18 protein-coding genes are annotated in these 17,460 nt (G+C 64.8%); 6 read left to right on the top strand and 12 right to left on the bottom strand.

The features are described from left to right. The first annotated feature begins 219 nt into the window (after positions 1 to 219). The 3 genes from ACTHQS_RS11985 (at position 220) to ACTHQS_RS11975 (ending at position 2,980) form a co-directional block, all read left to right on the top strand. Complete coding sequence (locus ACTHQS_RS11985; protein ID WP_440169046.1) at positions 220 to 1,506, top strand: DUF4012 domain-containing protein; 1,287 nt, start codon at positions 220 to 222, stop codon at positions 1,504 to 1,506. Positions 1,507 to 1,676: 170 nt separating this feature from the next. Then, positions 1,677 to 2,273 carry an LPXTG cell wall anchor domain-containing protein gene (locus tag ACTHQS_RS11980; RefSeq protein WP_440169044.1) on the top strand — a complete coding sequence of 199 codons (597 nt, stop codon included), beginning with the start codon at positions 1,677 to 1,679 and terminating at the stop codon, positions 2,271 to 2,273. Positions 2,274 to 2,572: 299 nt separating this feature from the next. Next, positions 2,573 to 2,980 (top strand): VanZ family protein, encoded by a 408-nt coding sequence (locus ACTHQS_RS11975; protein WP_440169041.1) that lies wholly within the window; start codon positions 2,573 to 2,575, stop codon positions 2,978 to 2,980. 10 nt (positions 2,981 to 2,990) lie between these two features. On the opposite strand, the gene galU is transcribed toward ACTHQS_RS11975, so the two are convergent. From galU to paaA, 12 genes are all read right to left on the bottom strand, one after another. Beyond that, on the bottom strand, positions 2,991 to 3,881 hold the full coding sequence (gene galU / locus ACTHQS_RS11970) for a UTP--glucose-1-phosphate uridylyltransferase GalU (protein WP_440169039.1): 891 nt from the start codon (positions 3,879 to 3,881) through the stop codon (positions 2,991 to 2,993). 58 nt (positions 3,882 to 3,939) lie between these two features. Further along, on the bottom strand, positions 3,940 to 4,854 hold the full coding sequence (locus ACTHQS_RS11965) for a nucleotidyltransferase family protein (RefSeq protein ID WP_440169036.1): 915 nt from the start codon (positions 4,852 to 4,854) through the stop codon (positions 3,940 to 3,942). Positions 4,855 to 4,861: 7 nt separating this feature from the next. Beyond that, entirely contained in the window at positions 4,862 to 6,424 is a 1,563-nt protein-coding gene (locus tag ACTHQS_RS11960) for a polysaccharide biosynthesis tyrosine autokinase (protein ID WP_440169034.1), read from the bottom strand. Between the two features lie 55 nt (positions 6,425 to 6,479). Then, positions 6,480 to 7,688, bottom strand: a complete 1,209-nt coding sequence (locus ACTHQS_RS11955) for a hypothetical protein (protein WP_440169031.1) — start codon at positions 7,686 to 7,688, stop codon at positions 6,480 to 6,482. A gap of 4 nt (positions 7,689 to 7,692) precedes the next feature. Then, a complete protein-coding gene (locus ACTHQS_RS11950) occupies positions 7,693 to 7,974 on the bottom strand; it encodes a PqqD family protein (RefSeq protein WP_440169029.1) in 282 nt (93 codons plus the stop codon). After that, complete coding sequence (locus ACTHQS_RS11945; protein WP_440169027.1) at positions 7,971 to 8,531, bottom strand: hypothetical protein; 561 nt, start codon at positions 8,529 to 8,531, stop codon at positions 7,971 to 7,973. Before ACTHQS_RS11945 ends, ACTHQS_RS11950 begins: the two co-directional genes overlap by 4 nt. A 165-nt stretch (positions 8,532 to 8,696) precedes the next feature. Further along, a complete protein-coding gene (locus tag ACTHQS_RS11940) occupies positions 8,697 to 9,488 on the bottom strand; it encodes an enoyl-CoA hydratase/isomerase family protein (protein ID WP_440169025.1) in 792 nt (263 codons plus the stop codon). Positions 9,489 to 9,515: 27 nt separating this feature from the next. Then, the gene (gene paaE / locus ACTHQS_RS11935) at positions 9,516 to 10,742 is read right to left on the bottom strand and encodes a 1,2-phenylacetyl-CoA epoxidase subunit PaaE (protein ID WP_440169022.1); all 1,227 of its coding nucleotides are present in this window, start codon (positions 10,740 to 10,742) and stop codon (positions 9,516 to 9,518) included. Between the two features lie 10 nt (positions 10,743 to 10,752). Further along, positions 10,753 to 11,274: a 1,2-phenylacetyl-CoA epoxidase subunit PaaD gene (gene paaD / locus ACTHQS_RS11930; RefSeq protein WP_275179827.1), complete on the bottom strand. Its 522-nt coding sequence runs from the start codon at positions 11,272 to 11,274 to the stop codon at positions 10,753 to 10,755. A 5-nt stretch (positions 11,275 to 11,279) separates the two neighbouring features. Then, on the bottom strand, positions 11,280 to 12,197 hold the full coding sequence (gene paaC / locus ACTHQS_RS11925; protein WP_440169019.1) for a 1,2-phenylacetyl-CoA epoxidase subunit PaaC: 918 nt from the start codon (positions 12,195 to 12,197) through the stop codon (positions 11,280 to 11,282). Beyond that, on the bottom strand, positions 12,194 to 12,571 hold the full coding sequence (gene paaB / locus ACTHQS_RS11920) for a 1,2-phenylacetyl-CoA epoxidase subunit PaaB (protein ID WP_255173088.1): 378 nt from the start codon (positions 12,569 to 12,571) through the stop codon (positions 12,194 to 12,196). The genes paaC and paaB overlap by 4 nt, the downstream gene beginning before the upstream one ends. After that, the gene (gene paaA, locus ACTHQS_RS11915) at positions 12,568 to 13,560 is read right to left on the bottom strand and encodes a 1,2-phenylacetyl-CoA epoxidase subunit PaaA (RefSeq protein WP_440169016.1); all 993 of its coding nucleotides are present in this window, start codon (positions 13,558 to 13,560) and stop codon (positions 12,568 to 12,570) included. Before paaA ends, paaB begins: the two co-directional genes overlap by 4 nt. Before the next feature lie 519 nt (positions 13,561 to 14,079). On the opposite strand from paaA, the gene ACTHQS_RS11910 reads away from it, so the two are divergent. The 3 genes from ACTHQS_RS11910 to ACTHQS_RS11900 all read left to right on the top strand — a co-directional run bounded on the left by ACTHQS_RS11910 (position 14,080) and on the right by ACTHQS_RS11900 (position 17,437). Then, positions 14,080 to 15,099 (top strand): hypothetical protein, encoded by a 1,020-nt coding sequence (locus tag ACTHQS_RS11910; RefSeq protein ID WP_440169014.1) that lies wholly within the window; start codon positions 14,080 to 14,082, stop codon positions 15,097 to 15,099. Positions 15,100 to 15,146: 47 nt separating this feature from the next. Further along, positions 15,147 to 16,430, top strand: coding sequence for an RNA polymerase factor sigma-54 (locus tag ACTHQS_RS11905; RefSeq protein WP_440169011.1), 1,284 nt, complete (start codon positions 15,147 to 15,149; stop codon positions 16,428 to 16,430). Positions 16,431 to 16,708: 278 nt separating this feature from the next. Continuing rightward, positions 16,709 to 17,437: a hypothetical protein gene (locus tag ACTHQS_RS11900; protein WP_440169007.1), complete on the top strand. Its 729-nt coding sequence runs from the start codon at positions 16,709 to 16,711 to the stop codon at positions 17,435 to 17,437. Positions 17,438 to 17,460 lie beyond the last annotated feature (23 nt).

The following is a 17,460-nucleotide window of genomic DNA, read 5'->3' as shown; positions in this document are numbered from 1 at the left end:
GAGGTCGCGCGGGCGACCGATGACGTTGGCGCCCTAGCGCTGACTCCGCTCTTAAACGTGTACGAGTCTCTCGATTGGGAGACCCTAGTACCAAGTGGCCCGGGTACCAACCTAGATCCACTTAGGTCCGCAGCGCCGAGTGTTGCTTCATCGGCTTACGCTGTCAGAGCCACCTCGGAGAGACTCGATGGGATAGATACGTCTAACTTGCTGCCCCAGGTGGCGGACCCGTTGATCCAAGCTCGAAATGAGTTACGCCAGACAGTAGCCGCATTGAACTCTGCTTCAGATGCGGCAAGTATTGCCCCCGCAATGCTTGGCGCCGACGGGATCAGAAACTACCTTCTCGTTATACAGAACAATGCAGAGGCGCGGGCATCAGGTGGTATACCCGGCGCTCTCGCCGTCCTCACCCTCGACGGGGGCAAGCTGTCCCTCGGGGCGCAGCAAAGTGCTGTTGACATCGGCATCATGTCCCCAGCTTTGCCCGTTGAGCCCGAACAACAACAGATTTATTCAACTCGTCTGGGCAAGTACATGCAGGACGTGAATCTCACTCCGGACTTCCCTACCACGGCGGCCACTGCTCAAATGATGTGGCAAAAGAAGACCGGCCAACGCGTCGACGGGGTCATCTCGTTAGATCCAGTAGTCCTCAGCTACATTCTTCAGTCCACGGGCCCAATTGACATCAACGGGCCAGAACTTGGGGCTGCGCAGACCGCTGGCCTGCCGACAGCGCTGACAGGCAATAATGTTGTGCCGACCTTGCTCTCTGAGGTCTATGCAAAGATCCAGCAACCCAAGCTCCAGGACGCGTATTTCGCAGGCGTAGCTAAGGAAGTTTTCGCTGCTCTTGCCAGCGGCAAGGGAGAAGCGAAAGCCCTCATCACGGGTATAACCCGCGGGACAGAAGAAGGTCGCGTCCTCGTGTGGTCGAACAACCCTTCCGAACAGGCAGTTATCTCTAAGTACTCCCTCAGCGGCTCTATATCGGGGCCGAGCGTGCCACCTGCAGAGTTTGGCGTCTATTTCAACGACGGCACAGGCGCCAAGATGGATTACTACGTCAAACGCAAAGTCCAACTCGTCAAAGAGTGCCCTGCTGATGGTTATGAACAGACGACGGTGCGCGTGACCAGCACGAATACGGCTCCTCTGGACGCAGCTGCGTCGCTACCGGCGTACGTTACCGGCGGCGGCGTCTACGGCGTGCAGCCGGGGACCGTTCAGACGAACATCATCGCGTACGGGCCCGTGCAAGCAAACGTTGAGTCAGCCACCGTTGACGGCCAAAAAACTCCATTCGCCCCTTACATCCACGCGAACAGGCCAGTCGGTGTTGTGGCCCAGCAACTTGCGCCTGGCGAAAGCAAAACGGTGGACTTCACTTTCGGAAAGATCGTCCAGCACACGGAACCTAACGTGGTTGTCACGCCCACTGTCCAGCAAGTAAAGGACGTGATCCTGCCCACCGAAAATGCGTCCTGCGATCAAGGCCAGTGACGGCTGCGTTAACACTATGTAAACCGACTGGATTGAGGTTGGTTACGATCGAATCGGGATGGTACCTTCTATCTGGGATATTTATCCGTAGTTCTGCACATGGTCTCGTGCGGAGGGGACATCTCCCCAAAATCGGGTATCAAAACTTTAACGTCTCCGGGGGGACACAAATGAAGAAGACTTTCGCTGCACTCGCGCTCGCAGGCTCCATCGCACTGATCGGTTCGGCACCCGCCATGGCCGCAACCTACCCGGCACTTCCGCCGCAGGCCGCAGTTTCTGACGGCACCGTCGGGCCGGGTGAAAGCTTCGTGTTCCGCGGCCAGGGTTTCCTGGCGGGAGAACGACTGATCATCCGCGTCACGCCCGGTCAGGCTCCTGCCTCCAACGGCGCCAACATTGCCGGTAGCCGTGCTGTTGCTGCCCGTATCAACGTTGTAACCGAAGCACACACTTTGACTGCTACTGCTGACGCCAAGGGCGCTTTCGCATTGCCGATCGCCATCAACGAAGCCGGCACCTACAGCCTGACCGCTACCGGTGAAACGTCTGGTGTCACCGTTGGGCCCGTAACCGTGACTGTTGCAGCTTCACTGGCTAACACCGGTGGCAATGTTGCAGGCACCACGGGCGGCGCTCCGTTGGCCAACACCGGCGCCGACTCCGGCCTCATACTGTGGACCCTGGTGGGCGCAGGCGCACTGGCCGCCGGCGCAACCTCCGTCGTGGTGGTTCGCCGCCGCGCCAAGGCTGAAGCTGCAGCCTAGCACCAACGCTATATAGCACCAACGAAGGTGGGTGCTCCTCCGAAATGGAGGAGCACCCACCTACTGCTTTTAAGACCATGTGGTATCTATTAGAGCTATGGGGAGACATTGGCGGAGAGCACCACGCGAGTACGACTTTTCCATACAGCTCCCCCGGCCACAGGTGTTGGCCTGCGCCCTTCTCTTGCTCCTCGCGGCCTGCGCCCTAGGCACTGCGGCGTACGCCCTCCTGCGGACTTCCTAGGGCCCCTTTGAAGCATCTCCGCAACCGCCGACTTTGGCAGCTAATTCTCGCAGCCATGGCGGTGCCACTAGCTCTGGTCGCGTTCTGGCCGTCGCCCGTGGATAAGCCCGTCTCAGGACAGCTCGCCGCCACACTGAGATTCCTACACCACCACGGTGTTCCCGGTTGGTTCGACTACAACTTTGTAGAGGCCGCAGCAAATATTGCTCTATTGATCCCCGTCGGATTTGTAGCCGCATTAGCCTTTCCACATAAAAAGTGGTGGCAAATTGGCGCCTTCGGCATGTTCATATCTGGCTGCATCGAACTGGGACAGTTCCTGTTTCTTCACGACCGTTTTGCAAGCTCGTCAGACGTCATAACAAATACGTCAGGGGCTATCATCGGTGCCTTGATGGCCGGCGTGGCGATTCAAAAAGGGAGGTCCGCAGCCTTTCGGCAACGGACCTCTCAGAAGCAGTAGAGGGTCGAGACTACCCGAGAAAGCCCTTCATCCAGGTCTTCAGGTCCTCACCGAATTCAACGCGCTCGGATGCGAGCGTGATGACGGCCTTGAGGTAGCTCAGCTTGTCACCGGTGTCGTAGCGGCGGCCCTTGAAGACCACGCCATACACGCCCGAGCCTTCGCCCTCGCCGGCCGCGAGGGTCTGCAGGGCATCGGTCAGCTGGATCTCGTTGCCGCGGCCCGGCTCCGTGTTCTCCAATACGCTGAACACATTGTGGTGCAGCACGTAGCGGCCGATGACCGCCAAGTTGGACGGTGCATCAGCAACAGCGGGCTTCTCAACGAGGCTGTTGACGCGCACGTAGTCCTCGCCGTCCACGGGCGAGATGTCGGCGCAGCCGTAGGCGCTGATCTGGGAGGGGTCAACCTCGATCAGAGCGATCACCGAGCCGCCGGTCTTTTGCTGGACCTCCATCATGGTGCTCAGCAGGTCCTCTGCCTCGTCAATGAGGTCGTCACCCAGGAGCACCGCGAAAGGCTCGTCCCCCACGTGCTGCTGGGCGCAGAGCACAGCGTGACCCAGCCCCTTGGCCTCGCCCTGGCGGACGTAGTGGATGGGGCCCAGGTTAGAGGCATACTCCACCAAACCCAGCTTGTCCTTGTCGCCCTTGGCTTCAAGCGCGGCCTCGAGGCCAGGCTCGCGGTCGAAGTGGTCCTCCAGCGCGCGTTTGTTGCGACCGGTGATCATCAGCAGGTCCGAGAGGCCGGCGTCGATGGCTTCCTCCACCACGTACTGGATGGCCGGGCGGTCAACCACCGGCAACATTTCCTTCGGCATTGCCTTGGTGGCGGGCAGGAAGCGTGTTCCCAATCCGGCAGCAGGAATGACGGCTTTGGTAATAGCTTTCCCCGTAGTCATAGCTGAACCTTAACAAATTTGGTGGGTTAACCGGCAATTGGATACCGAATCGACAAGCTCAATCACCCTTGAATGGAACCTTACGGAGCCCCCAAATGAGGCGGGGAAGCCCCCGCAGGAATCTCACCCAACGGGCGCGATGTTGCCGGAGTTGTCCGGGCAAGGACAAGTCTGCGTAGATGTTTCCACTGAGGAAAACTTCCCGGGCAGGGAAGAGCGCGCCCCACAGCATCCTTGGTTTCTCGCTCCAGGGCGCCTGTAGGATAGCCAAGAGCCGTGCGCTCCCCGGGTCCTGCGCTGCCACACGGTTGCGCCACTCCGGAGAGGGCTCCTGCCAGACAACAGTGACACCACTGGGAAGAAGCACTTCCAGGAACGGCCGAACGGCCGCCAGAGAGCTTGTGGCCCGGGCGAGCTCCAGGACTCTCCCCGACAGGCCTTCCCTGCCCGTAAGGTCCGCGAGGTACTCAAGCTCGTCAATGCAAGAAGGCAGGGCCGGAGTGCGCAGGGCGTGCAGGGCCAAAAACAGGACGCCAAGCTCCCTGCTCGGAACAACAAGCCGCTGTCCCGCAAGTTCAAGGGTTTCAGTGTTCGCCCATAAGCTTTCGAAGCAGTCGGGCCCGGGACTTTCCATGCCTGGAAAGCGGAAATGGACGTCGATACAACACGGCCACTCGGGGTGGTAGAAGGTGACGGAGTGCTTTGGGAAAGTCCTGCTGTCCGGGTCGACCGGCCGTCCACGCCAGCCCCGCTCATGCAGTCCCTGCATCAAGTCCTCTAGACGTAACGGATCAACGACGACGTCCACATCTGCAGACACCTTGGCTTCTCGGAGCCCCTGAAGGACGCTCACCGGCCCCTTGATGAAGAAGGCCCTGATGCCCAGTCCGGCTGCCAGACGCGCCACCAGTGCATGGCCCAGGAGCACACCCTCCGGGATCTTGAGCTCCGTTTTACGGGAAGCGTTGGTCACGGTATTCCTACACTCTCGCCCTGCGGCCGCCCGGCGCAGCTTCCAGGGCGGCAAGGACGTCTTCTTCCTGTCCGTCCAGCACTGCAGCCATCTCCGCGGCCGGTATAGATGCGGCCTTGTAGGTTCCGTAGTAGGAATAGGCGTCCGTGCCCTTAAGCGGGACGTAATTGAGGACAGCGCCGAGGACGCGACCCTTCACCTTCTCGAGGTTTCCAAGGGACTGGTCCAGCTGTTCCTGGGTGGTCTTGCCGGTGCGGATGACAACGATTGCGCCGTCCGCTGCCCGGGACAGGACAGCAGCATCAGTCACCGGAAGAAGCGGCGGTGCGTCGATGAGGACCACGGCATCCTTCGCTAAGGTGGCAAGCATATTCTTCATGGCCCGGGACCCAAGCAGTTCGCTGGGGTTGGGCGGGATCCGCCCCGATCCCAACACCGAGAGGTTTGGCAGGGCTCCCCAGGGCTGCAGGACGTCAGCCAGATCGGCCGTACCCGTGAGCACATCAGTGACCCCAACGCCGGGAACAAGGTTGAAAACGTCCACCAGTGTGGGCCGGCGAAGATCGCCGTCGACCACAACGACGTTTTCACCCGCTGCCGCCATGGTGACCGCAAGGTTGGCCGTCATAGTCGATTTGCCCTCGGCCTGGAGCGAACTGGTGACCACGATGACCCGTGGTGGCTGGTCCACGTCGAGAAAACTGAGGTTGGTGCGCAGTTCGCGGAGAGCCTCCGCCATGGCCCCGCCGGCGTCGTGCAGCTGCGCTGCGGTGCCGGCGTCCACGATGGTGCTCTTCTCGTCCAGCCGGTGGTCCACCGGGAGAGTGCCGATGACGGGTACGCCGAACAGCCGCTCAATGTCCCCCGCCCTGCGGATCCGGCGGTCCAGGTGACGGCGTATGAGTGCGTACGCCAACCCGAGGGCCAAACCGATGAGGGCGCCCAGGGCCAGATTGAGCTTGGTGTTGGGTGACGAGGGGCTGCTGGGCAGCACAGCTTTGCCCAGCGGGAGGACACGGACCGCCGTTGCTGCACCGGCTTGTGTTCCGGCGTCGGGCGTTGCTGCGGCACCGGCAGCCGACTCGGCGGATGGCGCTGTCTCGATGGCTTCCACCTGCGCTGCAAGGCCATTCACCCAAGCGTCCGCTACACGCTGGGCGGTGGCGGGATCAGTCGACTGTGCGGTGACCTTGATCTCTGCCGTGTCCAGCGGAACCTTCACGCTGATGCTGCCGAGCAGGGCATCGGCAGTGGTTTTCAGGTCGAGGGCCTGGATGACCCGGTCCGCGACCAGCCGTGATTTTGCCACCGACTCGTAGTTTTTGACTTTGGCCTTGGCGAGGCTGTCGCCGGCCAGTGCGAGGCTCACGTTGTCCGAGCCCGGCGTGACAACGATGCCGCTGGAATCGGACGAGTAGATCTTGGGCTGGATGACAGTCCATCCGGCGGCGGCCAAGGTGGCCAGCAGGGTGAAGGCGACAATTGCCTTCCAGTAGGTCCGGAGGACGTTCAGGTAGTCAGCCAGGTCCAGGCCGGGAGGTGTCTCCGCGGGGGCTGCTGTTGCGCTCATGAGGGTTCCTTAAACTCAAGTTTCTTGCGTGCGGGCGTGCGGGCGTGCGGGCTGTTCAAACGAGGCCGCGTACCAAAATCGACTTTGCGATGAGCTGGTCTACAGCTCCGGCGACGGCCGCGCGGTAACCTTCCGGTTGGCCGTGCACCCTACAGACGTGGTTCGTGATCTCGTCCAGGCTTGCCGGGCGGGCGCAGGCCTCCCAGACCGCGGGGCCGATACCCGCCAGGCGCACTATTTCGTTGTCCAGCATGATCAGCAGGTCGTCTCCGATGGCTACAGCGTCCTTGGGGTCCCTGCGCTGGAAGCTACCCGCTGGAAGGTGCCCCGGTTGGGCACCTTCTGTTGCGGCGGGTTCCCACTCTCGCCCTGGTACCGGCTGAAGCCGGAAAAGGGGCGCCAGCGCTGCAGGAAGATCGGCGGCCTCCGAATAGGTCACCTGCCACGCTCCCCCAACACTTTCGATGAGGCGGCAGAGCGACTGCAGCGGATCCACGACCTCTGCCTGCGAGGACGAGTCCGGGATCAGCGCGAGCACCGCATCGGCCAGCGGTACCTTTTCCAGCACGGGAGCGGTTGCGCGGTTCTCCTGGGCCCGGTTCAGGAGCACGATCGACTGGATGAAGGGCATAGCCGGGGCTGGCTGGAGTCCGAACTCGTCCGGCCCGACCTGGCGTTTGGGTGCGCCCGCACCCTGCTTTACGGACAGCGGCTTGGGGTAGGGAACCACGGAGCCATCCCATGCAATGGCCACGGTCTCGTCCGTGACGTAGCAATAGCTTCTGGCGAGCACGGAGGCTGCAGTGGTTTTCCCCGTTCCCGACTTGGCCACCAGCGCCACCACGGCCCCCGTACTGGGGTCCGCCACGCCACAGGCATGAAGCATGGTCAGTTCACCGGCATTGGCCAGGATGGCTGCCACCGTTAGACGGGACGTTAGGTTCTCAGCCAGCTCTTCAAATGAGGTGGCTTCCAACTGGAAGGTGCCAGCCGGGTGCTTGGTGGACGTGTTGGCGACCGAGGCAGTGAATCGCGTGCCGGGAGTGGGTTCCGGTGGCACCGGCGGCAACTGAGGCTCATCGGCGCTGATGCACCGAGCCCAGGCTAAACCCATAGCAACGCGCTGCTGCCAGGTGACTGCGCGGCCCCAACGGACCACAAACTGTTGTCCCAAGACGTCCAGGCACAGCAGGTCACTGCCCCTGGCCAGTTCGTCGAGCAGACGCTGCTGCCACACCAACCCTGCGATCCCCGTAGACGTCATGCCGTTAGTGCCCGGCGCCGGGGGCAGCCTCAATCAGGCGCTGCGCCTCGAGGCTTGCCAGGAAGCCTTCCACCTGGGCCTGCATCTGTCCCGCCTGGTCCTCGAAGGTAATCTCAAGCTCGGCAAGGATCTCGCGTTCGCTCCGCTGGCCGTCAATCAGGTCCCAGATGACGGCAGCCGGTCCTTCCAAGACCACCGGCTGGGTTGCATCAAGGTGCAGCAGGGCAACGCGGGCCCGTGGTTTGGTGCAGACCTGGGCAACGTGACCGGAGTGGTGCCAGATCACGGGATGATCATTGTGATGCCGGCGATCACTACGGGCGTGGACGATCCAAAAGTGAGCGTCATCGTGAAGGTGTACTTCTGACCGCTGACCACTTTGGATTGGCCTGTACCGTCCACGTAATAGAAGGATATTGCCTGCGTTGCAGACTGGTTGGGAGCAACAGTAAGAGTCGCCGTCGAAGAAAACCCAGTAAAGCTTCCGGCAGTCACGGTGTTTCCATTCAAGGACTTCACGGCAATACCTGTGGCAACGGTTCCGGTATCAACTGTGCCAGTAATTCCGACTGTCACTGTCTGTGCCGTCGTGAAGGTGTTCTGGATTGTCAGGTTGGCCGGCCCCTGACCATTTCGCGTTCCACCCGCCCCTTGCTGCTTGGAGTAGGTAATGCCAGTGAGGGGGCCGGACGTTATAGAGATCGCTCCTGATGCGGCAGCGGCGGGAGCGGCGATGGCCGTAGCAATAACGGGCAGGGACCAGGCCACACCCGCGACGACGCGACGGCGACTAAAGCCGCCCTCTTCTTGACCCTCGGCATCCGCGTTCAAAACTTCAGACAATTGTGCCCCCAGAATAGGTTTCCAGCTGCGGCTGCCAATGTGAGACCGGCAGGGCGCATCGGCCGGTTTGCCCGGCTTCGCCTACTCTTACGAACGCAAATAAAGATTTCTGAAACGGCCTTGCAAGGTTGACTCAAGAATTCTGCAAGGCTTGCTTAAGGCTAATTACAGCAGCGTGATTCCCGTGAACTTCGGTTCCCTCTTCTCCTGGAACGCCCGGAAACCCTCCGCGTAATCATCGGTCTTGCAGAGGCGTGCCTGCTCTTCGTTTTCCTCCTGCATGGCCTGCCACAGGCCCAGCCGCTGGTCGCGGATGTGCGCCACCAGCTCCTTGGAGGCAACAAAGGCACCCGTGGCGCCGGCAGCCACCCGCGAAACGATCTCCCGCGTCGACTCAAGCAGCGAGCCAGCAGGCATGGCGCGGCTGAACATGCCCTGCGCCACCGCCTCTGCGCCGGAGATCAGGTCCGCCGTGTAGATCAGGTCCAGCGTCCGGTGCATGCCCAGCCGCTCCGTGAAGTACCAGTGCCCACCCGAGTCCAGGGTGGCCCCCAGCTTGGCGAACGGCGAGCCGAACTTCGCGTTCTCCGCCACGTACACCACGTCCGTGGCCAGCAGCAGCCCCAGCCCCACGCCCAGGCAGGCGCCCTGTGCCGCAGCAAACGTCGGCGCCGGGAATGCAGCCATCTTCTGCAACAAAGGCTCCACCAGCCCGCCCAGGTACGCGGCGGCGTCATCGTTCTCCGGGGTGACCCCGGCGATGTCCCGGCCCGCGCAGAAGGCGCGTCCCTCTCCCCTCAGCAGCAGCGCCCGCACCTCACCGCGTGAGGCGGCGGCAGCAGCGTCGTCGTACGCCTGTGCTAAATCCCGCAGCGCCTGCTCATCGAGCGAGTTCAGCTTGTGCGGCGCGTCCAGCACTACCTCGGCGATGCCGTTGCTGATGGAAAGGGAAATCATGGGGCTCCTTGGTTGGGGGAAAACGGATCAGACGTCGAAGTCGACCGTGACTTCCTTGCTGGTGGGGTGGCTCTGGCAGGTCAGGACGTAGCCCTTGTCCAGCTCATCCTGCTCCAGCGCGTAGTTCTCGTCCATGGTCACGCTGCCGGTGACCACCTTGGCCCGGCAGGTGCCGCACACTCCCCCTGCGCACGCGAACGGCACGTCCGGGCGGACCCGCAGCGCCGCGTTCAGGATCGACTCGCGGGCGTGCGTGGGGCTGGCCACCTCGCCCTGCAGGCCGTCCAGCTTGAACGTGATCTTGTACGTCTCCTTGGACTCATCCACCACCACGGGACGGCCGGCGTGGCCCTCCGGGCGGTCCGGCTTGCCGGAGGTGAACAGCTCGAACCGGACGTTCTCCGGCTTCACCCCGCGCTCGGCCAGGGTGTCACGGCACAGCTGGACCAGCTCGAACGGCCCGCACAGGAACCACTCGTCCACATCGTCCGCGTGCAGGGCGGTGCCCAGCAGCTGCTGCAGCTTCTCCGAATCGATCCGGCCGGAGAGCAGCGGCGCGATCCGCTGCTCGCGGCTCAGCACGTGGTGGATGGCCAGCCGCTGCGGGTACTTGTCCTTCAGGTCTGCCAGCTCTTCCAGGAACATGACGTCCATGGCGGCCTTGTTGGCGTAGATCAGGTCGAACCTGGTGTCCGGGTTGGCGGCCAGCAGCGTCCGGGCGATGGCGATCACCGGGGTGATGCCGGACCCGGCCGCGATGGCCACGAAGTTCCCGGCCTCCCCTGCCAGGTCCTCCGGGTGGTTCATGGAGTTCATGACGTTCTGGTCCACGGCCACACCGTCCCGGCCGTGCTTGGACACGAACGCGCCCATGGGGCTCATCACGTCCAGGGTGTCCCCCGCCTTCAGCTCGGCATTGGCCCACGTGGAGAACAGCCCGCCCAGGTCCTTCTTGATGGCCACGCGGATCTCGCTGGTGCCGTCCGCGAAGCTGCGCGGCTCGGCGCAGATGGAGTAGCTGCGGCGGATTTCCTTCGGCTCACCGGACTCATCCGGCAGCGTGGTGCGCAGGGCCACGTACTGGCCGGGCAGGTAGTCGAACTTGCCGGCGAGCTCGGCCGGCACATGGAAGCTGACCTCGATGGCATCGTCGGTGAGCCGGCGCACCTCCTTCACCGCAAGGGAATGGAAGGACGGACGACGGCGGCCGGTCACCTCAGCCTCTTCGGCGGCGGTCTGGCGGACAACAGGCATGGGGGCTTCCTTACAGGACTTTGAAGTAGTCGAACGGTTCCTTGCAGTCCTGGCACACATACAGCGCCTTGCAGGACGTGGAACCGAAGCGGGTGAGTTCCTTGGTGTTGAGGCTGTTGCACTGCGGGCACTTCACGGCCAGGCTCAGCCGGATGGGGCCGGAATGGCCGCCGGCGCGGGAGTTCCCGCTGGGCGGGGCGATGCCGTATTCCTGCAGCTTCTGCTTGCCGGCCTCGGTCATCCAGTCCGTGGTCCACGCCGGGGCCAGGACCAGGTCCACGTGCACGTCCCCGTAGCCCTCCTTCTTGAAGGCGGTGTAGAGGTCGTCACGGATGGCGTCCATGGCCGGGCAGCCCGAGTACGTGGGGGTGATGGTTACGGTAACCTCGCCGCCCGCCACGTCCACCTTCCGCAGGATGCCCAGGTCCGCGATGCTGAGCACCGGGATCTCGGGATCCACCACGGTGGCCGCGATGTCCCAGGCCTTCTGCTCCGGGGTGCGGGTCCGGGATTCGAAATCCGAGATGTACACGGCAGTCACCAGCTGGCCCCGGGATGCTCGCGGGCCAGCACCTGCATCTCCGCGAGGATGTAGCCCAGGTGCTCCGAGTGCTTGCCGTACCGGCCGCCGCCGGGGGCTGCGGGCACGTCCGGGACCTCAAGCTCGGCCTCGTTCAGGACGTCCGCCACCAGGCGGTCAAAGTCTTCCCGCAGGCTGGAAGGCACGACGGCGGCACCCGCCTCGGCGAGGCGCCGCGTCAGGTCATCGTCCTGGAACAGTTCGTTGACGTACGGCCACATGGTGCGGAGGCTGTGGATCATCCGCTGGCGGGATTCCTCCGTGCCGCCGGCAAGGCGCAGGACCCACTGGGTGCTGTGGTCGCGGTGGTAGTCCACTTCCTTCACGGCCTTGGCGGCGATGGCGGCCAGGGTGGCGTCCGTGGATTCGGTGAGGCGGCGGTACAGCTCGTACTGGTAGTAGCTCACCACGAACTGGCGGGCGATGGTGGCCGCGAAGTCGCCGTTGGGCTGCTCGAACAGCTGGACGGAGCGGAACTCGTGCTCGCGGCGGAAGTAGGCCAGGTCATCCTCTGACTGTGGGGTGCCGTCCTCCTTGGGCGTTCCGGCACCGGCGTAGGTGAGGAAGCTGCGGGCGTGGCCCAGCTGGTCCAGGGCGATGTTGCCCAGGGCAATGTCCTCTTCCAGCTCGGGGGCCCGGGAGATCCAGTGGCCCAGGCGCTGCGCGAGGATCAGGGCGTCATCGCCCAGGCGGAGGGCGTACTCCGCGACGTCTTCGGTGGGCTTGGCCAGCCCGGTCTTGACCTCCAGCGCGATGTCCTCCGGGCGGAGGGCGTTGCCGGGGGTGATCCGGGTGGCGGAGGCGTTGCTGTCTCCGCCGGCTACACCGGTGGAGATGTCGCCGTGGCCTGTGGTGGGCGCTTCGGGGGTGCTCACAGGTGCTTCACCCCTTCGCTCTTGGTGTAGTACGTGGCATGCCGGTAGTCCTTGCCCTGGGGCGACTCGAAGAACGAGCCCTTGGAGTCGGGGTCGCTGGCGGCGATGGCGTCCGCCGGGACAACCCAGATGGAGACGCCCTCGTTGCGGCGCGTGTACAGGTCCCGCGCGTTCCGGAGGGCCATGGCGGCGTCCGGGGCGTGCAGGGAGCCGGCGTGGACGTGGCTCAGGCCGCGGCTGGACCGGACGAAGACCTCCCAGAGGCCCCACGTGGAGCGGTCATGGTGATCCGGTGCGGGGCTGGCCTTGGGGGCTTCGCGGTTGATCTCGGTGGCCGAGCTGGCCGGGGTTTCCGGGTTGCCGTGGGGGCTCATGCTGCGTATTCCTTCGTCTTCTTTGACTGTTTTGCTGCGTAGGCGGCTGCTGCCTCGCGGACCCAGGCGCCGTCGTCGTGCGCTTCCCTCCGCCGCTCAAGGCGCTGGGCGTTGCAGGGACCGCGGCCGGCCAGGACTTCGTGGAACTCGTCCCAGTCCAGCGGGCCGTGCTCCCACTTTTTGGTGTCCTCGTTGAAGCGGATCTGGTCATCGGGGAGGGTGAGGCCCAGGACCTTGACCTGCTCCACCATCATGCCCACGAAGCGGCTGCGGAGCTCGTCATTGCTGAACCGCTTGATGTTCCAGGCCATGGACTGCTTGGAGTTGGGGGAATCGTCATCCGGCGGGCCGAACATCATCAGGGCCGGGGCGTACCAGCGGTTCACGGCGTCCTGGGCCATCTGCTTCTGTGCGGGGGTGCCGTTGGAGAGCTCAAGAAGGATCTCGAAGCCCTGGCGCTGGTGGAAGGACTCTTCCTTGCAGACGCGCACCATGGCCCGGCCGTAGGGGCCGTACGAGGCGCGGCACAGCGGGACCTGGTTGCAGATGGCTGCGCCGTCCACCAGCCAGCCGATGGCACCCATGTCTGCCCAGGTGCGGGCCGGGTAATTGAAGATGCTGGAGTAGCGGGCCTTGCCGGCGATGAGGTCGTCCATCATCTTGTCCCGGGACTGGCCCAGCGTCTCGGCGGCCGAGTAGAGGTAGAGCCCGTGGCCGGCCTCGTCCTGGACCTTGGCCATGAGGATGGCCTTGCGCTTCAGGCTGGGGGCGCGGGAAATCCAGTTGGCCTCCGGCTGCATGCCGATGATCTCGGAGTGTGCGTGCTGGGAGACCTGGCGCAGCAGCGTCTTGCGGTAGGCCGCCGGCATCCAGTCGCGGGGCTCGATGCGCGAGTCCTCGGCGATGATCCGGTCGAAGTGGGCCTGGCCTGCCGCATCCTCTTCCGGGGTTAGCTCAGCCGGCACTGACTGCAAGTTCTGCGCTGCCATGGTTGCTCCTATGCAAAGACCTTTGGGGCGGCTCGGAATTATTTACCGACCGTTCGTTCAGGATATGCGGGAGCGTGCGGAGGCGTCAAGCGTGGCGCCCTCTTTCAACGCCCCATCACGTCCCGCAGCCCTTCCGCCAACGCCCGCTCACATCCTGCAGCCCTTCCACCAACGCCCGCTCACATCCTGCAGCCTTTCCCCCAACGCCCCATCACGTTTTGCAGCCTTTCCGCCAACGCCCCATCACGTTTTGCAGCCTTTCCGCCAACGCCCGCTCACGTCCGGCACCTGGGAGGGGGCCGCCGTCGTGCGTTTCCACGTACTCCGGTCAACTCTGGTTTGCCTTGGTTCCGGGGCATACAATAACCACGCCTCAGTGGCCCCACACAGCGAAACACTCCACGGTTCGGCGTTCCGGCGCCGGCGACAGTCACAGCGCCTGCGCGCAGCTTCCCCAAACAACGCACATAGGCCTCCCCGCGCTGGGACCGGGATTGGCCACCTGGAAGATGGATGGTCATGAGACGGTTCCTGGCTCTGCTAGTTGCACTTGCGTTCACCTTCACTGCCCTGTCAACACTGAGCCCCGGCATCGCCCAGGCTGCGCCCGGACCATGCATCGGCGCACCTCCCGCCGACGGGACCGCCTACGCGGAAACCCGGCAGTTCGTGGACAGCCAGGCCTGGTGGATGCCCGACGTCGACCAGGCCAGCAACTCCATCACCAACAACGGCCACGTCCATCTGGGTGCGTGCATCCCTGACCGCGAAACGCTCAGTTCGGGCAACCTGACCGTGAACGTGCGGGTGATCCTCCACGACAATCCCGGCACGGCCGATTACGTCTCCATGGTGTTCTTGACGTCCGGCAGTGAAACCGCGGTCCAGAAGTGCTATCTGCGGGCCGCAGCAGCCAACTTCACCTGCCCAGGCCCGTCAGGCACGGGCGGCGGAGACTTCGTGTGCAGCGGAACCTGCGAGCGCTGGCTGACGTTCTCCCGCCCCATCTCGGTGTTCAAGCATTCGGGCCTGCAGGAGATCCACCTCCGCGCGTTCGTGCCGGAGCCGGACGGCAACGAGATGCGGGCAAGCCTCAACTGGCAAACGGACATCCGGAACGGAAAGTCCAAGTCCGACGCCGCACGGTACCCGTTCCTGCGCGGCAAGGGCTGGTACACCCACTCCGGGTACTGCGAGGCGTCGGTCCGCAGCGTCCCCCTCCCCGATGCCCCGGTCTCAGGCGTCTGGACTCCGGCCGTGGCCCTGAGCACCCACCCCAACGACTCGCTCCCGGCGACGCACTCGTTCATCGCAATCGACCCCGACTTCCACGCCGCTCCGCCCAACCCCGGAACCGTGCTCTGGGACGCCGCGGGTCCGTACGGACGCGAACCCTTTGGTGCCGCCCCCGTCTCGATCGATACCAGAACGCTGCCCAACGGGCTGCACAAACTGCACCTGAGGACATCGTGCCGTGACAACAAGCTGGGCTCGACCAACTCCGGGGTGACCGTGGTTCCCTTCACCGTGGCGAACTGACGAACGTTTCCCTACGAGGCGCGCGATGCACGCGGCTAGCCTGAGTCATGGCCACTGAAGGGCCCGGCCCGGGCCTGCAGCTGCAGGCGGGGCTGCAACCCGAACTGCGCGCGCTGCCCGGCCTGCTGAGGGCTCTGGGCATGCTGGCCATGACGCACGCGGACGTGGTTCTCGCCACCGAACGCGCCCTGGCGGACAACCCTGTCCTTGAACGTGCCGAGGGGCACCCCTGCCCCGGGTGCGGCCGGCATGTGGCGTCCGGAACCTGCTTCCGCTGCCGGGGCACTTCAGGAGCTTCGCCGTTTCACGATGGCCCCGAACCGGCCGTCAATCCGTTCGCATCGCTGGAAGCAGACGCCGCCGTGGAAGTCCGGCCGGACTGCCGGCGCGCACTGGAACTCGTGCTGGCGCACCTGACCTCCCGTGGCCTCCTGGACTGCGAGCCGGAGCAGATCGCCCTGCTGCATGGCCTGAGCCCTGACCAGGTGCACGAGGCCCTCCGCGCGATCCGGGCCGTTGGACCGCCAGGCATCGCCTGCACCAGCGTCGTGGAACTGCTCGCCATCCAGGCGGAGGGGCTGGTGGACGCCGGCGAGGCCCCGGACTGGCTCCCCCGCCTGGTCCGCGGGCACTTGGCGGACCTCGCCGCGGGAAGCACCGCCGCCGTCGTCCGTGCCATGGGACTTTCCGAGGAGCAGGTCCTTGCCGGACTGGCCATGGTCAGGGAGCGGCTGAGGCCGTTTGTGGCAGTGGAAACCAGCGCCGCGGCTGCAGGGGTTCCGACGGCGGACGTGTTTCTGTACCGCCGGGCCGACGGCTCCGTGGAGGTGGAGGTTCCCGCGAGCGCCTGGTTCGGCCTCCAGGTGGTGGACCTTTCCGCCGGGCTTCCCGCGGCATCCGAGGCGAAGCAATGGCTGACGGACCACGAGTTGGCTGCCAGGCGGCTCCTGTACCAGATCGACCGGCGCGCCGGCGCCCTCCTCCGCATCACCGAATGCGCCGTGACACACCAGAAGGACTTCCTGGACCACGGTGCGGGACAGCACCGCCCCTTGACGCGGACCGCCGTCGCCCAGGAAATCGGACTGCACCCGTCCACCGTGAGCAGGGCAGTGAGCGGGAAGCGGCTCCGGCTGCCCTCCGGTGCCGTCATCGACCTGGCGTGCCTGTTCGGCAAGGGCCTGGCCGCACGGGCGGCACTGCAGGAGTCCATCGCGGCGGGCGGTGCTGCCTCGGACGAACAGCTGCGCGCGGAACTTGCCCGCAACGGCTTTACCATCGCCCGCCGGACCGTGAACAAGTACCGGCGCTCGCTGCCGCTGGACGCGTAGGCACCCGGCGCCCGCCGCCCGGCGAAGCCAGCACCGCCGGCACCCGCCGCCCGGCAGGCGCACCGTCGCCCGGCGAAGTCTTTTTCGCCCCCGCGAAAGGCGGTTCGGCCCCGTGCTCCTGACCAGGCCCTCGCCTCCCGTATTTCCGCCCCGCCCAGCCCGGCGGCAGGCCGCCAGACGTCCCACCCGGGTTGGCACGAATTGTGCAGTAAGAGGGTATGCGGTGTTCCGCGGTGGTGCCTCCCCGGGCACCTGCAAACTCCGGAAAGGAAATACTCATGCACGACATCGATAGGGCACTGTTCGAAGGCCAGGACGAGGGCACTTGGGGCGAGGTGATGGATGAGGGGTCCGGCTACGCCTACGAGGACGAACAGTCACCCTTCCAGGGCGAGGACGCCAGCGAAGCCGGAGGTCTCTGGGGCGAGGCCGACAGCCAGGAAACCGATGAACTTGCCCTCGCCGCCGAACTGCTCGAAGTCACCGACGAGGATGAGCTGGACCAGTTCCTGGGCGACCTGGCCCGCAAGGCGGTCTCGGCGGCAAAGGACTTCGCCGGGAGCGCGGCGGGACAGGCGGTGGGCAATGTGCTCAAGTCCGCCGCCCGCAAGGCCCTCCCGCAACTGGGCCAGGCCGTGGGCAACTACTTCGTTCCCGGCGCAGGCGGCCAGGCCGGACGCCAGGTAGGCAAGTGGCTCGGCACGAAATTCGAATCCGGGCTCCAGCTGGAAGGCCTGTCCCCGGAGGACCGCGACCTCGAAACCGCCCGCGCCTTTGTCCGCTTCGCCACCTCCACCGCCCAGCGCGCCGCGGCCACGCCCAGGAGCGTGCCTGCGGCCCATGCAGCACAGCAGGCAGCCACCGCCGCAGCCCGGCAGCACCTGCCGGGCCTGCTCAGCCGCCCCGGCCAAAACGGCCAGAACGGCCAGTCCAGGCAGCCCGGCCGGCCTGCCAGCGGCCGCTGGATCCGCCGCGGCCGCAACATCGTGATCCTCAACGCACGCTAACCCACCCGGCACCACCAACCCGA

Origin of the sequence: Arthrobacter sp. SAFR-044, assembly GCF_051965175.1 — a bacterium.
Classification (GTDB): Bacteria; Actinomycetota; Actinomycetes; order Actinomycetales; family Micrococcaceae; genus Arthrobacter.
The sequence above is the reverse complement of the archived record's forward strand: the minus strand, read 5'-3'. Positions and strand labels throughout refer to the sequence as shown.

What these genes read in the sequence shown, in the direction of transcription:
- ACTHQS_RS11955 (WP_440169031.1), bottom strand. Translation starts at nt 7,688, where the DNA reads ATGACGTCTACGGGGATCGCAGGGTTGGTGTGGCAGCAGCGTCTGCTC.
- paaE (WP_440169022.1), bottom strand. Translation starts at nt 10,742, where the DNA reads ATGCCTGTTGTCCGCCAGACCGCCGCCGAAGAGGCTGAGGTGACCGGC.
- galU (WP_440169039.1), bottom strand. Translation starts at nt 3,881, where the DNA reads ATGACTACGGGGAAAGCTATTACCAAAGCCGTCATTCCTGCTGCCGGA.
- ACTHQS_RS11905 (WP_440169011.1), top strand. Translation starts at nt 15,147, where the DNA reads ATGGCCACTGAAGGGCCCGGCCCGGGCCTGCAGCTGCAGGCGGGGCTG.
- paaB (WP_255173088.1), bottom strand. Translation starts at nt 12,571, where the DNA reads ATGAGCCCCCACGGCAACCCGGAAACCCCGGCCAGCTCGGCCACCGAG.
- ACTHQS_RS11975 (WP_440169041.1), top strand. Translation starts at nt 2,573, where the DNA reads ATGGCGGTGCCACTAGCTCTGGTCGCGTTCTGGCCGTCGCCCGTGGAT.
- ACTHQS_RS11980 (WP_440169044.1), top strand. Translation starts at nt 1,677, where the DNA reads ATGAAGAAGACTTTCGCTGCACTCGCGCTCGCAGGCTCCATCGCACTG.
- ACTHQS_RS11940 (WP_440169025.1), bottom strand. Translation starts at nt 9,488, where the DNA reads ATGATTTCCCTTTCCATCAGCAACGGCATCGCCGAGGTAGTGCTGGAC.
- ACTHQS_RS11900 (WP_440169007.1), top strand. Translation starts at nt 16,709, where the DNA reads ATGCACGACATCGATAGGGCACTGTTCGAAGGCCAGGACGAGGGCACT.
- ACTHQS_RS11910 (WP_440169014.1), top strand. Translation starts at nt 14,080, where the DNA reads ATGAGACGGTTCCTGGCTCTGCTAGTTGCACTTGCGTTCACCTTCACT.
- ACTHQS_RS11960 (WP_440169034.1), bottom strand. Translation starts at nt 6,424, where the DNA reads ATGAGCGCAACAGCAGCCCCCGCGGAGACACCTCCCGGCCTGGACCTG.
- paaA (WP_440169016.1), bottom strand. Translation starts at nt 13,560, where the DNA reads ATGGCAGCGCAGAACTTGCAGTCAGTGCCGGCTGAGCTAACCCCGGAA.